Origin of the sequence: Microcoleus sp. D3_18_C2 (assembly GCF_036702395.1) — a bacterium.
Classification (GTDB): domain Bacteria; phylum Cyanobacteriota; class Cyanobacteriia; order Cyanobacteriales; family Microcoleaceae; genus Microcoleus.
In genome coordinates, this window is the sequence record NZ_JAUBTG010000010.1 from 96223 (window position 1) to 109137 (window position 12915).

Below are 12915 nucleotides of genomic sequence, written 5' to 3' on the forward strand. Positions count from 1 at the left end.
CAGGCTCTACCCTCAGAGTGATTCCCAAGTCCCCAAAGGCATAGAATTAGCCGTACTTCAACAAAGAATATCGGCTAAATGAGTGATTTATAATGCTTGCGGTGCAAGCATATAGCAATCCTTGCAGGAGTCGTGATTTTTTACGACTCCTGCAAGGATTGCTATAGTAGTTGTAGGTTGGGTTGAGGAACGAAACCCAACTTGTTACTTTCACAGAGAGTTGGGTTTTGCTTAGCTCAACGCAACCTAGGAATAAGTACATAAATGACCGATCGCACTAAAGACAATTACCCACCGATTTGAGACATGGTGCGACTGTAATTTCCTTGAGTAGTTCCCGAATCCCGCTGTTTGAAATTAATTTCCGGTTTCATCTCTAATATGTGCCGCACTCGATCGCGCAATTCAACCGTAGACACCCCATTCCGCAAAGCAGTTTTCAAGTCAATTTGCCCGGTTTCGTTCAGCAGACAAGGCCGCAGCCACCCGTCAGCAGACAAACGCATCCGGTTGCAGCGATCGCAAAAACACTCGGACATTTGGCTGATAAATCCTAAAGTGCCCTTCGCCCCCGGAATTTGAAACACATCCGCCGGCCCATTTCCGCGAACACCCGACTCCGCTAACCCGTATTTGTCGCTAATTCGTTGCCGCAATTCGGCTGAGGCTACCCAACCCTTATCGCCAAATAAATCCCCATTGCCGATCGGCATAAACTCAATAAAACGAACGTGCCAATTCCGGTTAATAGTTAACGCCGCTAAATCCAATATTTCGCCGTCATTCACACCGGGAATTACCACAACATTCAGTTTCAGCGGGTCAAATCCTGCGTGATAAGCCGCTTGAATTCCCTCCCAAACCTGCGTCCATCGCGATCGTCCCCGACTGCCAATTATCTTATCAAAAGTCTCCGGTTCCAGCGAATCCAAACTAATATTAATCCGGCGCAAACCAGCATCGTAGAGATTTTGGGCCATTCCCGCCAGCAAAAAGCCATTAGTTGTCATTGACAAATCTCGCGTTTCCGGCAAAGATGCGATCGACCTTACCAAATCCACCACCCCAGGGCGCAGCAGCGGTTCCCCACCCGTCAACCGAAACTTGGTAAATCCCACGGGTATAAAAACTTCCCGCAGCAGAGTTAGCAATTCCGAGTGAGTTAACAACTGCTGCTGCAATACATAGTCCAACTCACTACCTTCCGGCATACAGTAGAGACAGCGGAAGTTGCAGCGGTCTATCAAGCTAATCCGAAGGTAGTCTACGGTATCCATGTCAATAGTTTGTAATATTATTTAATTATAAATGCTGACTCGATTTTCTGCAATTATTGATAGAAAGCAAAAAACCTGCATAGATTTCTCTCTCTTCTCTTACTCTGCGCTCTCTGCGCCCTCTGCGGTTAATAAAAAAAAATCTCATTCACAAATTTGTATATTTATGTTCTTTGAATTTGAAGCCGATTTTGTAGAAGCCCTGCGGTGCATCCCGATGCAAGTACGTCTCAAGTTAGATACTTGTGGCATTAAATTAAAGTTGCAGGATTGGAATCATTTTAACCAAGCAGAACGTCAAATGCTTGTAGAGAAACCTTGCTTGACAGAAGCAGAAATTATCGATTACCGAGAACAGCTAAACCAAGTATTAATTCAACAGACAGGCAAACCGGGAACAGATTTGACCGTTGATGAAAATCCCCCGTGGATGGATGCTGCAACTGTACCGGAGTCTGTTTCTGCAAAAGCGCAAGAGTTCGGCGTCACAATAACTTTGGCACAGTGGGCGAGTTTGCAGCCGCTACAGCGATTTGCTTTGATTAAGCTTAGTCGATCGAGCCACGAGAATAAAAACTTTCTCCCCGCTGTTCGAGAGTTTAAGGTTATTGAATAAGTATATGGTAAAAAGTTTGTAGCCAGCACGAGCAATCGCTCAATGTAGGTTGTTGGTTGGCAGCGATTTCTTTACCATATCGCCTCATTTTCAGCGAGAATATAACTTTTAAGTAGCATTTACTTTCAAGACACCATGTCTAACAATCCTCAGTTTTTTGATCCACTGCCCTACTGGGCTTTCAACAATCCATCAGCAGGAAGTGCCATCAGCCCATTTAGCCCAGTTAGGTTCACTTACTTTCATTTAGAAGACTTTGAAGACGGCGCTTTAAATACACCGGGTGTTACTGTTTCTGAGTTTGCCACAACAAATATCACAATAGGGTTCAGCGACTCGGTGGACGGCGATGACGGAGTTATTGATGGTCAGGGCAGAGGAAACAGCAGCAGCTTATTCTCGAATTTGAGGACTAGCAGCTTTACCTTCAACTTTTCTGCTAATGCACTTGGGGGTCAATTACCAACCCATGCTGGAATTGTCTGGACGGATATTGGCAGGAATGGTGGCGGCACACCCCTGTCTGGCGACCTGCTAAATAACACGTTATTTGAGGCGTTTGGGCCATCGGGAGAATCTCTGGGGGTTATCGGTCCCTTTTCGCTGGGTGATGAGAGTATTTCGCGTACAACCTCAGAAGATAGATTCTTTGGAGTCGTCAATCAAAACGGGATCTCATCAATTCGATTGTCGATGCCCGGTAAAAATAACTGGGAAGTCGATCATCTTCAATATGGTTTCACACCTGGAACCATTTCTCCTTCCCCCTTGGGCCCCAATGACCTCTTCTTCAACCTCTCCACCAATGCCGATAACTTTACCATCGATCCAGCTCTAGTCGGCAATCTATTGGTTCAAGGTTTAGATGGTAACGACTTGATCCAAGGGTCGCCATCGGTCGATCGGGTAAATGGCAATGCCGGCAACGATACTATACTAGGAGGCGACGGCAACGATACGCTCTGGGGCGGTCGCGATAACGATCGCATCGAGGGCAACGCCGGCAATGACATTATCGCTGGAAACCTCGGAAATGATACGATCTCTGGCGGTGCGGGTGACGACCTCCTACGTGGCGGACAAAACAACGATGTGCTCAATGGAGGAGAAGGTAACGACCAATTGGTAGGTGACTTAGGTAGAGATATTCTGACGGGTGAAGCTGGAAACGATCTGTTTGTACTGCGGGGGAATGCAGCGGCCTCCAATGTATCTGAAGCCGATATTATTGCGGATTTTACGGCGGGTCAAGATGCGATCGCCCTCACCAACGGACTTGCATTTGCAGGAATTGCCTTAGATGCTTCGGGTAGCAATACAGCAATTCGGATTGTTGCTACCGGACAAATTTTAGGGGTTGTTACCGGAGTCCAACCTGCTGCTCTAAGCGCAGCCAATTTTACCACGTTGAATGGGGACTTTTAACTGTTATCAGTTATAGCAATCCTCAAGCTGAATGCGGTGAAGTAGTTTTCTGAAGACGACTGCAAGAAGACTAAAAATTATAGGATTTCAGTCGGTTTTTAACCGACTTGTGCTATGAGACAGGGAATTAATTCCCTGTCGGTCTTCTGGACAATCCGACAGCCCGACAGTCCGACAATCCGACAGCCCGACAGTCCGACAGTCCGACAGGGGGTTGCAAACCCCTGTCTCATAGTGAAAGTCGTCGGTCGCCGACTAAAAATGATGATGCGTTCAGTCGGTTCTGCCTGGTAACGCAGATAGGCGAGAAGAGCCTCCAATTTACCCTTCGCCACGCGAGGCAGAGCAAGAGTGACATCGGTTCCCAGGCTCTTCCTAGAAACCAGTAAAGTAAAAAATATGATTAATTTTATTTTAAGTATTGTTACCGCAGCGTGGTATTATTTTTCTGAGTTTGCAAAGCACTCGCCTGCTACCTGCATTAGTTTCTGAGCTTCGTGAACACGCAAAACACACCCACCGAACCCACACCAGCAACCGAGGATATTCCTCAAGCTGGCACAGTCTCAACAGTCTCGACAGTCTCGTCCGAGACAACGAATCCCATGCAAGACTTTTATCGCCTCCAACAAGAGTTGTTGGCGTACACCCTTGCGTTTACGGCGATTATTTTTATCTCCGTTTGGATTTTTTACTCGCTCAATATTGCCCTGAATTATTTGCTTGGGGCGAGCACAGGTGTGGTTTACTTAAAGATGTTGGCTAGAGACGTTGAACGAATCGGCAGCCAAAATCAACGCATCAGCAAGACAAGGCTCGGTGTGTTTTTAGCGGTGATGATAGTAGGAACACAGTGGAATCAGCTACAGATTTTACCGATATTTTTGGGATTTCTGACTTACAAAGCTGCGCTGATGGTTTACGTGATCCGAAGTGCATTAGCACTAGACTACAGGTAAGTCAGGCAATTCGAGCAAAACTCAACTCATCGATTTGTATGGGGAAGCCCGTTGAATGGCAATGCTTGACGTTCTAAACACCTTTAATCGTTTCCCCCTCGCCGAATTGGAAGTTGGCCAGCAGTTGTACTGGCAACTGGGCAATCTGAAAGTGCACGGGCAGGTTTTTCTAACCTCGTGGTTTGTAATTGCTGTTTTAGTCGTAGTTTCGATTTTAGGAACCAGCAAAATCCAGCGAATTCCCAGCGGAATGCAAAATTTTATGGAGTATGCGCTGGAATTTATTCGGGACTTGGCTAAAAACCAAATTGGGGAAAAAGAATATCGCCCTTGGGTACCGTTTATTGGTACATTATTTCTGTTCATCTTTGTGTCAAACTGGTCTGGCGCTCTAATTCCTTGGAAGCTGATTAAGCTGCCATCAGGGGAATTGGGAGCTCCTACCGCTGACATCAACACGACGGTAGCATTTGCACTGCTGACTTCTCTAGCATATTTTTATGCAGGTCTCAGCAAAAGCGGCTTGGGGTATTTCGCCCACTATGTTGAACCGGTGCCTTTTATGTTGCCGTTCAAAATCATAGAAGATTTCACTAAGCCTCTGTCCCTGAGTTTCCGTTTGTTTGGCAACATTCTTGCGGACGAATTGGTGGTCGGAGTGCTAGTGTTGCTAGTGCCTTTATTTGTTCCTCTGCCAGTGATGGTTTTGGGACTATTTACGAGTGCAATTCAAGCTTTGATTTTTGCTACCTTAGCCGCCGCCTACATTGGTGAAGCTCTAGAAGGCGGTCACGGCGAAGAACACCACGATTAACTAACGATAAACGGCGAAGCATGAGGGAGGAAAAAATAAATTTCTGAACTTAAACTTTCGGCCGTAAAATCGGACAATTCTCTAGACTTTCTGTTCTCAATTTTGTACTTTAGATAAGGAAAATCATCATGAACCCAACAGTTGCTGCCGCTTCCGTAATTGCCGCCGCTTTGGCAGTAGGTTTAGCTGCAATCGGCCCTGGCATCGGTCAAGGTAATGCAGCAGGTCAGGCTGTAGAAGGTATTGCCCGTCAGCCGGAAGCAGAAGGTAAAATTCGCGGCACCTTGCTGTTGAGTTTGGCGTTCATGGAAGCGCTCACAATTTACGGTTTGGTCGTAGCCCTAGTGCTGCTGTTTGCCAACCCCTTCGCATAATAATTGGAAATTTTAGATTTGAGGTTTTGGCGATTCTAATCCAAAATCTCAAGTCTAAAATCGATTAAGCGAATTAGATGGAAGCCGTCAAAAAATCATGATGCACTGGACAGTATTACTAGCAGTTGAAGAAGCGGCTAAGGAAGGGGGACTGTTTGATATAGATGCTACGCTGCCTCTGATGGCGGTGCAGTTTTTAATTCTAGTCGCAGTCTTGAATGTAATTTTTTACAAGCCGCTCAGCAAGTCAATTGACGATCGCGCCGATTACATTCGCAACACTCAAGTCTCCGCCAAAGAACGCTTGGCAAAAGCTCAGCAACTAGCGCAGCAGTACGAGCAAAAACTGGGAGAAACTCGCAAACAGTCTCAATCAGTAATTGCTGCTGCTCAAGCTGATGCCCAAAAAATTGGGGCAGCAAAAGTAGCTGAGGCTCAACAAGAAGCTCAAGTCGCGCGAGAAAAAGCTGGGCAAGAAATAGAGCAGCAAAAGCAAGAAGCAATGCGCTCACTAGAACAACAAGTAGACGCGCTCAGCGGCCAAATTCTCGAAAAGCTATTAGGGCAGTCGTTGGCCAAATAGCGAGACCGAAGAGTTTTAGATTTTTGATGGAATCTCAAATCTAAAATCGCTTCACCCAATCTGCACGCGCAATTATGGAAGAGTATCATGGGGACTGTTTTATTGCTAGCCACAGAAGCTAGCGGCGAAGGTGGTTTCGGTTTAAATTTCGATATTTTAGAAACCAACCTGATTAACCTGGTCATTATTATTGCAGTGCTGTTTTATTTCGGGCGCGGATTTGTAGGTAAAATCCTGACAGAGAGGCGTTCGGCTATCCAAGAGGCGATTCAAGATGCAGAAAAACGCCAAAAAGATGCAGCAGCAGCTCTAGCAGAGCAACAGCAAAAACTGACTCAAGCGCAAGCAGAAGCCGAACGAATTCGTGCCGCTGCTGAAGAAACTGCCAAGAAAGCAAAAGAAGCAATTCTAGCTCAGGCAGCGCAAGACGTTGAACGAATGAGAGCAACAGCAGGTCAAGAGTTGGAAGCGGAGCGGGAAAGAGCGATCGCCCAACTGCGATCGGCGGTTGTATCTCTGGCATTAGCAAAGGTGGAAAGCCAGCTAAAAACTAGCTTAGACGACAGCGCTCAACACCAATTAATCGATCGCAGCATTGCGTTACTGGGAGGCTAAAACGTGAGTACAGTCAGCACAGAAGTCTTACAGCCTTACGCATCTGCCTTGATGTCACTGGCTCAGTCTAACAATCTCTCAGAGAAGTTCGGCGAAGATATTCGTTCCTTGCTGAGCCTGCTAGAAGGTTCGGAAGATTTGCGTCAATTTTTAGCCAATCCGCTGATAAAACCGGATGCTAAAAAAGCCGTAATTGGGCAAATAGCGGGTGAAGAAATGAGCCCCTTGATGCACAGCTTTCTGAAGCTATTAGTAGACAAAGGAAGAATTCTTTTTTTAGAAGGGATTGGCAAACAATACTTGGCAAGGCTCCGAGAACTAAACCAAACAGTATTGGCTGAAGTTACATCGGCAGTCCCGCTTTCAGACGCTCAACAGCAGACTGTTCGCGAGAAAGTGCAGGCGATGACCAGCGCTAGAAGCGTAGAAATTGAAACCAAAATAGACGCAGATTTAATCGGCGGTGTGGTAATCAAAGTAGGCTCTCAAGTAATTGATGCCAGCCTGCGGGGACAATTGCGCCGTCTAGGAATTCGCTTGAATTCCTGAGAGTTAATAGCTGATGACTATTAGCTAATTTAATTAGCAGTTAACGGTTGGTAGTTTTGAACAACTGATAACTGACAACTGACAACAAACAACTGACAAAAAACAACTGACATGGCAGCAATCAGACCTGACGAAATTAGCAGCATTATTCGCCAGCAAATTGAACAGTACGACCAAGACGTAAAAGTCTCTAACGTCGGTACTGTTCTGCAAGTAGGCGACGGCATTGCTCGGATTTATGGCTTGGATAAAGCTATGTCTGGGGAATTGCTAGAATTTGCCGACGGCACCGTGGGCATTGCACTGAACCTCGAACAAGATAACGTGGGTGCAGTGTTGATGGGCCAAGGCCTCGGCATTCAAGAAGGTTCGGCAGTTACTGCTACTGGCAGAATTGCTGAAGTCCCCGTGGGTGAAGCAATGTTGGGACGGGTAGTTGATGCTTTGGCCCGTCCGATTGACGGCAAAGGAGAAATTAAAACTACTGAATCTCGCTTGATTGAATCTCCGGCACCGGGGATTGTTTCTCGCCGTTCTGTTTACGAACCCATGCAAACAGGAATTACCGCTATTGATGCGATGATTCCGGTGGGAAGAGGACAGCGGGAACTGATTATCGGTGACAGACAAACCGGTAAAACTGCGATCGCGATCGACACAATCATCAACCAAAAATCGGAAAACGTGATCTGCGTTTACGTGGCGATCGGTCAAAAAGCTTCTACAGTAGCTAACATCGTCAACGTCCTGCAAGAAAAGGGCGCGATGGACTACACGATCGTAGTAGCAGCCAACGCTAGCGACCCCGCAACCCTGCAATACTTGGCTCCCTACACAGGTGCTAGCTTAGCCGAGTATTTCATGTACAAAGGCAAGCACACTTTGGTCATTTACGATGACCTTTCCAAACAAGCACAAGCTTACCGCCAAATGTCCTTGTTGCTGCGCCGTCCTCCCGGTCGCGAAGCTTATCCCGGAGACGTGTTTTACCTGCACTCTCGCTTGCTAGAACGCGCTGCTAAATTGAGCGACGATTTGGGCGAAGGCAGCATGACTGCTTTGCCAATTATCGAAACCCAAGCTGGTGACGTTTCTGCTTACATTCCGACGAACGTAATTTCGATTACCGACGGTCAAATCTTCCTTTCTTCTGACTTGTTTAACGCTGGTTTGCGTCCTGCAGTAAACCCCGGTATTTCGGTATCGCGGGTAGGTTCGGCGGCTCAAACTAAGGCTATGAAAAAAGTAGCCGGTAAGGTGAAATTGGAATTGGCACAGTTTGAAGAACTGGCAGCATTTTCTCAGTTTGCTTCTGACTTGGATAAAGCTACTCAAAATCAATTGTCGCGCGGTCAGCGCTTGCGGGAACTGTTGAAACAGCCCCAAAGTTCGCCTCTGCCGATGAACGAACAAGTTGCTGTAATCTATGCCGGTATTAACGGCTATATGGATGACATTCCTGTGGAAAAAGTCAGCAAGTTTACTGTTGGTTTGCGCGACTATTTGCGGACTAGCAAGCCGAAGTACGGCGAAATTGTTCAAGGCGGAAAGGCCTTGACTGATGAAGCTGAGAAGCTGCTGAAAGAAGGCATCACTGAATACAAGCAAAGTTTCTTGGTTTCTGCGTAATTAGTCTTTAGTCATCAGTGATTAGCGGGTGAAATTGTTAGGGACACGGCTCTTGGAGTGTCCCTAGATTAAGGACACGGCATTGCCCATTGGTGTCAACAAACACGTTAAACCCTCAGTCCGACAGGGGTTAAAACCCCTGTCTCAAAGCAAAAGTCCTCTGAAGAGGACTGAAGAAATTATTAGTCCTCTTCAGAGGACTTTCGCTATTAGACAGGGACTTCAGTCCCTGGCGGGCTTTCGGCTTAAGTTGACACGAATGGGCAGTGCCGTGTCCCTACGGTGGGTTAAAAAATGCCGTTTCTCGATCGCGCACAAGCTTAAAAATTGATGACTAGGAACTAAGAACTCAGAATAAAAGCTAAGAAAAAAGGAGAAAATTATGGCAAATCTGAAAACTATTCGCGATCGCATTAAGTCGGTCAAGAACACTAAAAAGATTACAGAAGCAATGCGCTTGGTGGCCGCTGCAAAGGTGCGCCGCGCTCAAGAACAGGTGACTGCTACTCGGCCTTTTGCCGATCGACTGGCAGAGGTATTATACGGTTTGGCGGAACGCTTGCAGTTTGAAAACCTGGATTTGCCGCTGCTGAAAAAACGCGAAGTGCGATCGGTGGGACTGTTGGTAGTTTCGGGCGATCGGGGTTTGTGCGGCGGCTACAACAGCAACATCATCAGATACGCCGAAAATCGCGCTAAGGAAATCAAAGCTGAAGGCTTAGACTACAAATACGTGTTGGTAGGACGCAAAGCTACTCAGTATTTCCAGCGCCGCGAACAGCCGATCGATGCTACTTACGCTAACTTAGAACAAATTCCCACAGCACCGGAAGCGGCACAAATTGCTGACGAATTGCTTTCTTTGTTCCTGTCGGGAACTGTGGACAGAGTTGAGCTAATTTACACCAAGTTTGTGTCATTAATTAGTTCGCGTCCGGTAATTCAAACTTTGCTGCCCCTCGACCCCCAAGGTTTGGAAACTCCCGATGATGAAATCTTCCGCTTGACATCGCAAGGCGGACAGTTTCAAGTATCGCGCGAGAAGGTTGCTTCACCTACGAAGAGTTTGCCCAGGGACATGATTTTCGAGCAAGATCCGGCGCAAATTCTGGAGGCTCTTTTGCCCTTGTATTTGAACAACCAATTGCTGCGGGCTTTGCAAGAGTCTGCTGCTAGCGAGTTGGCTGCGCGGATGACGGCGATGAACAATGCTAGTGAGAATGCTAGCGATTTGATCGGTAGTTTGACGCTGACTTATAACAAGGCGCGGCAAGCGGCAATTACTCAGGAAATCCTGGAAGTTTGCGGCGGTGCTGAGGCTTTGAACGGTTAGGTTAGGGTTGACAATTTGTTGATTTTATGGTATGCGTCTGGGGGAACTCAGGCGCTTTTTTTATTTATAAAGTTGTTACAATTGACCACAATGTACTAACAAAGCCAAACTCAAGATTTTTTGCAGAAACCGGGTTTATGAGCGTAAATCATAGCTAAATGACTTAAATTAACGCTCTGTAGCGTTTTTCGCGGAAAACGGCATTTTTTGCACTCTTGCATTAGTATGCACTAAGGCATATAGTTAAACTAATGCACCTGTATGCAAAAAGCTGGTTTTTAGGCAAACTACATAAAAATGTCAAAATGTATATGTTGTAAAGCCTTGAGCCTGTATGGATGAAAACAAGACTGTGGCTATTAGAGTAGAAATGCCGCCGGATCTGCGGAACCGATTTAAGTCGGCTGTTGCTAGGGACGGTAAAAATATGAGGGATGTTTTGCTGGAATTTATGGAGCAATATGTCATGAAGGCTGAGCAACCAAAAATAGAAGCAAGTCAAAACCAAAACAACACATAGCTGCTGTGTGCAGTGGTGGAGCGATCGCATACAGGGCATGACATTTAGTTTTTAAACTGTAAGGGAAGTCTGAAGTGAGGAGCGATCGCGTACCGAATCCAAAGCCAGAAAACGTACATCATGTTACAGATCCCGAACTCTGCGAAAAGATGGGCGAAAAATACCACTGGCGGTTAAAAGAAATCCGAGTAACTCGTAACACCCCCCCTGATGTGGCTTGCGTGTTTGACGGGGAACAAACCTCGTTTCAGGATATGTGGCAAGATTACCAAGATTAAAGGAAAGGGAGGAAAAATGGCAAAAAAAATCTGGATTGTCTACAAAACCGAAAGCATGAGTGCTCCGGGCTGGGAAGAACGTCAGCTTATGCCGAGGGGCGGTCTAACTAATATACTTTGGGAAAATTGGACTTGGGAAGAAAACCCAGAAATTCCTCAAGTAGGGGACAAAACCCGCGATTATGAAAATTTATCTGACCCCGGTAATGGAGTCACCCACGGGAAAGATGGAGATTGGGTAGTTACTCGCGTTCAGCAGTTTTTTGCTTCCGATACTGAGGAGCGAATTGTGGTGTGTTACTGTTCTTACCAACCTGTTACATCTGATTGGGAAGCGCTACAACAAAGCGAGTCTGTCAATCAGATGCTAGCAACTGTCGAGCAATATTGAGTGGATAATTAGTTCTTAAAAGCGATCGACTATTCCTGCACAATTTCCACCAAGTCTTCAATCATCACATCAAAGGTTCGGGCCAATTTGTGTATGGAAATGAAGTCAATGGTGGACACTCCCGGACAGCGGGCGTAGTGTCTGACGGTGCTGTAAATTACTCCCGATCGCTCTGAAACTTCTTTCAGCGTCCAACCTTTCTCAGCAGCGAATTCTCTGACTTTTAGCCTGACTAAACCCATACTTGACAAATGATGGTGTACCATCATAGGATAGTTTTATCCCAAAAAGCGATCGCCCCAAGGTCTGCACAACTGACGGTCGATCGCCGATTCAAATCCCTTGAAAAAGGATTTATCTATGATATTAGCCTGGTTTCAGCCAAAAGCTACTCTTTGACGACCTCAACCAAATCTTCCACCATCACGTCAAAAGTACGTGCCAACTTCAGCAGACAAGTAAAATCTACCATTGCCATTCCCGGAGAACGTGAATAGGTGCTGAGTGTGCTGTAAATGACTCCCGATCGCTCAGAAACCTCTTTGATCGTCCAGCCTTTCTCAGCAGCAAATTCTTTAACCCGCAATCTAATTAAACCCATTGACAAAAAACTAGATTTACTCTGGGATCAAATTTTATCGTAAAAAGCGATCGACTATTCCTGCACAATCTCATACAAATCTTCGATCAACACATCAAAAGTCCTCGCCAACTTGTGCAAGGCTGTCACGTCAACTGTTGCTAATCCGGGCGATCGGGCATAGGTTCTCAGCGTGCTGTAGACTACGCCCGATCGCTCTGAAACCTCTTTGATCGTCCAGCCTTTCTCAGCAGCAAACTCTCGAACCCGCAATCTAATTAAACCCATAACCTCTTGACAGATGATTGATATAAGTCATACAATTATACTGTAAAAAGCGATCGCCCCTAGGCCTGGAAAACTCAAGGACGATCGCTTATCAAAGTTCAAATCCCATCAACTGGGATTTATTAACCATCTGAAATTCCCATCAAGTGGGATGTACCAACCATTGAAAATTCCCATCAAGTGGGATGTACCAACTATGTTAGCAAGCTTTCGACCAAAATCAACCCCCAGACACAGATTGAGCCGGTTTGTGACGAAAGAGGCGATCGCGCGGCTGCTGAAAATCAAGGTAGAACAAATATATCGCTTCGAGTGCTGGGCGCATATCCTGTACGTGCACGCCAAAGGCATGAGTCGGTTTGTCAGTTATGCGGACTTTCCGCCAGTTTTGGGAGTGGAATCGCCCTCTGGTTTAGATTTTGGTTATTGGAAGCGCCGGATAGCGAGTCAGAAAGAGAGACACGCGCCGGATTTTTGGGTGGATTTTTATGCGGATAGATTTCACAAAGCTGTTTCTGTTTCTGAATTGTTGGAGTGGGGAAATTTGGTGGGGGTGATTAAATTGGTGTTAAGTGCGATCGGGCTGGAGTCGCTGCGAAAGGTTTACGCCCAAGAAAAATCTCTGCTGCAACATTTTTAAATTATGACTAAAACACGGGTGATTAGAAACCGGGTTTTTTGCAA

General features: G+C 46.2%; 19 protein-coding genes. 14 read left to right on the top strand and 5 right to left on the bottom strand.

Translation table 11 applies throughout. From position 1 onward, the window contains the following. Positions 1-287: 287 nt before the first annotated feature. A complete protein-coding gene (gene moaA / locus QUA88_RS09325; protein WP_333054525.1) occupies positions 288-1277 on the bottom strand; it encodes a GTP 3',8-cyclase MoaA in 990 nt (329 codons plus the stop codon). Between the two features lie 166 nt (positions 1278-1443). On the opposite strand from moaA, the gene QUA88_RS09330 reads away from it, so the two are divergent. Then, positions 1444-1893: a nitrate reductase associated protein gene (locus QUA88_RS09330; protein ID WP_333054526.1), complete on the top strand. Its 450-nt coding sequence runs from the start codon at positions 1444-1446 to the stop codon at positions 1891-1893. Positions 1894-2028: 135 nt separating this feature from the next. Then, a complete protein-coding gene (locus tag QUA88_RS09335; RefSeq protein WP_333271350.1) occupies positions 2029-3318 on the top strand; it encodes a hypothetical protein in 1290 nt (429 codons plus the stop codon). 98 nt (positions 3319-3416) lie between these two features. Here QUA88_RS09335 and QUA88_RS09340 read toward each other — a convergent pair whose 3' ends face one another. Next, positions 3417-3551: a hypothetical protein gene (locus tag QUA88_RS09340; RefSeq protein ID WP_333271353.1), complete on the bottom strand. Its 135-nt coding sequence runs from the start codon at positions 3549-3551 to the stop codon at positions 3417-3419. A gap of 264 nt (positions 3552-3815) precedes the next feature. Between QUA88_RS09340 and QUA88_RS09345 the strand changes: the two genes are divergently transcribed. The 11 genes from QUA88_RS09345 to QUA88_RS09395 all read left to right on the top strand — a co-directional run bounded on the left by QUA88_RS09345 (position 3816) and on the right by QUA88_RS09395 (position 11363). Next, positions 3816-4277 carry an ATP synthase subunit I gene (locus tag QUA88_RS09345; RefSeq protein WP_333054529.1) on the top strand — a complete coding sequence of 154 codons (462 nt, stop codon included), beginning with the start codon at positions 3816-3818 and terminating at the stop codon, positions 4275-4277. Between the two features lie 55 nt (positions 4278-4332). Continuing rightward, a complete protein-coding gene (gene atpB, locus QUA88_RS09350; RefSeq protein WP_006631104.1) occupies positions 4333-5091 on the top strand; it encodes a F0F1 ATP synthase subunit A in 759 nt (252 codons plus the stop codon). A 128-nt stretch (positions 5092-5219) separates the two neighbouring features. Then, entirely contained in the window at positions 5220-5465 is a 246-nt protein-coding gene (gene atpE, locus QUA88_RS09355; RefSeq protein WP_006631105.1) for an ATP synthase F0 subunit C, read from the top strand. 97 nt (positions 5466-5562) lie between these two features. Further along, positions 5563-6048 (top strand): F0F1 ATP synthase subunit B', encoded by a 486-nt coding sequence (locus QUA88_RS09360; protein WP_333054530.1) that lies wholly within the window; start codon positions 5563-5565, stop codon positions 6046-6048. A gap of 87 nt (positions 6049-6135) precedes the next feature. After that, positions 6136-6663 (top strand): F0F1 ATP synthase subunit B, encoded by a 528-nt coding sequence (locus QUA88_RS09365; RefSeq protein ID WP_333054531.1) that lies wholly within the window; start codon positions 6136-6138, stop codon positions 6661-6663. A 3-nt stretch (positions 6664-6666) separates the two neighbouring features. Beyond that, positions 6667-7212: an ATP synthase F1 subunit delta gene (gene atpH, locus QUA88_RS09370; protein WP_333233762.1), complete on the top strand. Its 546-nt coding sequence runs from the start codon at positions 6667-6669 to the stop codon at positions 7210-7212. A 111-nt stretch (positions 7213-7323) separates the two neighbouring features. After that, positions 7324-8841, top strand: a complete 1518-nt coding sequence (gene atpA, locus QUA88_RS09375; RefSeq protein ID WP_333037344.1) for a F0F1 ATP synthase subunit alpha — start codon at positions 7324-7326, stop codon at positions 8839-8841. Between the two features lie 382 nt (positions 8842-9223). Continuing rightward, complete coding sequence (locus QUA88_RS09380; protein ID WP_006631110.1) at positions 9224-10174, top strand: F0F1 ATP synthase subunit gamma; 951 nt, start codon at positions 9224-9226, stop codon at positions 10172-10174. Positions 10175-10508: 334 nt separating this feature from the next. Beyond that, the gene (locus QUA88_RS09385; protein WP_333048362.1) at positions 10509-10694 is read left to right on the top strand and encodes a hypothetical protein; all 186 of its coding nucleotides are present in this window, start codon (positions 10509-10511) and stop codon (positions 10692-10694) included. Between the two features lie 74 nt (positions 10695-10768). Continuing rightward, positions 10769-10972 carry a hypothetical protein gene (locus QUA88_RS09390; RefSeq protein WP_190657376.1) on the top strand — a complete coding sequence of 68 codons (204 nt, stop codon included), beginning with the start codon at positions 10769-10771 and terminating at the stop codon, positions 10970-10972. A 16-nt stretch (positions 10973-10988) separates the two neighbouring features. Further along, the gene (locus QUA88_RS09395) at positions 10989-11363 is read left to right on the top strand and encodes a hypothetical protein (RefSeq protein ID WP_333154050.1); all 375 of its coding nucleotides are present in this window, start codon (positions 10989-10991) and stop codon (positions 11361-11363) included. 29 nt (positions 11364-11392) lie between these two features. On the opposite strand, the gene QUA88_RS09400 is transcribed toward QUA88_RS09395, so the two are convergent. From QUA88_RS09400 to QUA88_RS09410, 3 genes are all read right to left on the bottom strand, one after another. Next, positions 11393-11605, bottom strand: coding sequence for a helix-turn-helix domain-containing protein (locus QUA88_RS09400; protein ID WP_106149042.1), 213 nt, complete (start codon positions 11603-11605; stop codon positions 11393-11395). 146 nt (positions 11606-11751) lie between these two features. After that, a complete protein-coding gene (locus tag QUA88_RS09405; RefSeq protein WP_194009260.1) occupies positions 11752-11964 on the bottom strand; it encodes a helix-turn-helix domain-containing protein in 213 nt (70 codons plus the stop codon). A gap of 54 nt (positions 11965-12018) precedes the next feature. Continuing rightward, the gene (locus QUA88_RS09410; RefSeq protein WP_333102803.1) at positions 12019-12231 is read right to left on the bottom strand and encodes a helix-turn-helix transcriptional regulator; all 213 of its coding nucleotides are present in this window, start codon (positions 12229-12231) and stop codon (positions 12019-12021) included. A gap of 196 nt (positions 12232-12427) precedes the next feature. Here QUA88_RS09410 and QUA88_RS09415 point away from each other — a divergent pair, with 196 nt between their 5' ends. Continuing rightward, positions 12428-12871, top strand: a complete 444-nt coding sequence (locus QUA88_RS09415; RefSeq protein ID WP_333271359.1) for a hypothetical protein — start codon at positions 12428-12430, stop codon at positions 12869-12871. The last annotated feature ends 44 nt before the right edge of the window (positions 12872-12915 follow it).

Coding starts and splice junctions, on each gene's coding strand:
- QUA88_RS09400 (WP_106149042.1), bottom strand. CDS start 11,605: ATGGGTTTAGTCAGGCTAAAAGTCAGAGAATTCGCTGCTGAGAAAGGT.
- QUA88_RS09410 (WP_333102803.1), bottom strand. CDS start 12,231: ATGGGTTTAATTAGATTGCGGGTTCGAGAGTTTGCTGCTGAGAAAGGC.
- QUA88_RS09415 (WP_333271359.1), top strand. CDS start 12,428: ATGTTAGCAAGCTTTCGACCAAAATCAACCCCCAGACACAGATTGAGC.
- QUA88_RS09330 (WP_333054526.1), top strand. CDS start 1,444: ATGTTCTTTGAATTTGAAGCCGATTTTGTAGAAGCCCTGCGGTGCATC.
- QUA88_RS09380 (WP_006631110.1), top strand. CDS start 9,224: ATGGCAAATCTGAAAACTATTCGCGATCGCATTAAGTCGGTCAAGAAC.
- QUA88_RS09340 (WP_333271353.1), bottom strand. CDS start 3,551: ATGAGACAGGGGTTTGCAACCCCCTGTCGGACTGTCGGACTGTCGGGC.
- QUA88_RS09405 (WP_194009260.1), bottom strand. CDS start 11,964: ATGGGTTTAATTAGATTGCGGGTTAAAGAATTTGCTGCTGAGAAAGGC.
- QUA88_RS09395 (WP_333154050.1), top strand. CDS start 10,989: ATGGCAAAAAAAATCTGGATTGTCTACAAAACCGAAAGCATGAGTGCT.
- moaA (WP_333054525.1), bottom strand. CDS start 1,277: ATGGATACCGTAGACTACCTTCGGATTAGCTTGATAGACCGCTGCAAC.
- atpA (WP_333037344.1), top strand. CDS start 7,324: ATGGCAGCAATCAGACCTGACGAAATTAGCAGCATTATTCGCCAGCAA.
- QUA88_RS09365 (WP_333054531.1), top strand. CDS start 6,136: ATGGGGACTGTTTTATTGCTAGCCACAGAAGCTAGCGGCGAAGGTGGT.
- atpE (WP_006631105.1), top strand. CDS start 5,220: ATGAACCCAACAGTTGCTGCCGCTTCCGTAATTGCCGCCGCTTTGGCA.
- QUA88_RS09385 (WP_333048362.1), top strand. CDS start 10,509: ATGGATGAAAACAAGACTGTGGCTATTAGAGTAGAAATGCCGCCGGAT.
- QUA88_RS09335 (WP_333271350.1), top strand. CDS start 2,029: ATGTCTAACAATCCTCAGTTTTTTGATCCACTGCCCTACTGGGCTTTC.
- atpB (WP_006631104.1), top strand. CDS start 4,333: ATGGCAATGCTTGACGTTCTAAACACCTTTAATCGTTTCCCCCTCGCC.
- QUA88_RS09360 (WP_333054530.1), top strand. CDS start 5,563: ATGATGCACTGGACAGTATTACTAGCAGTTGAAGAAGCGGCTAAGGAA.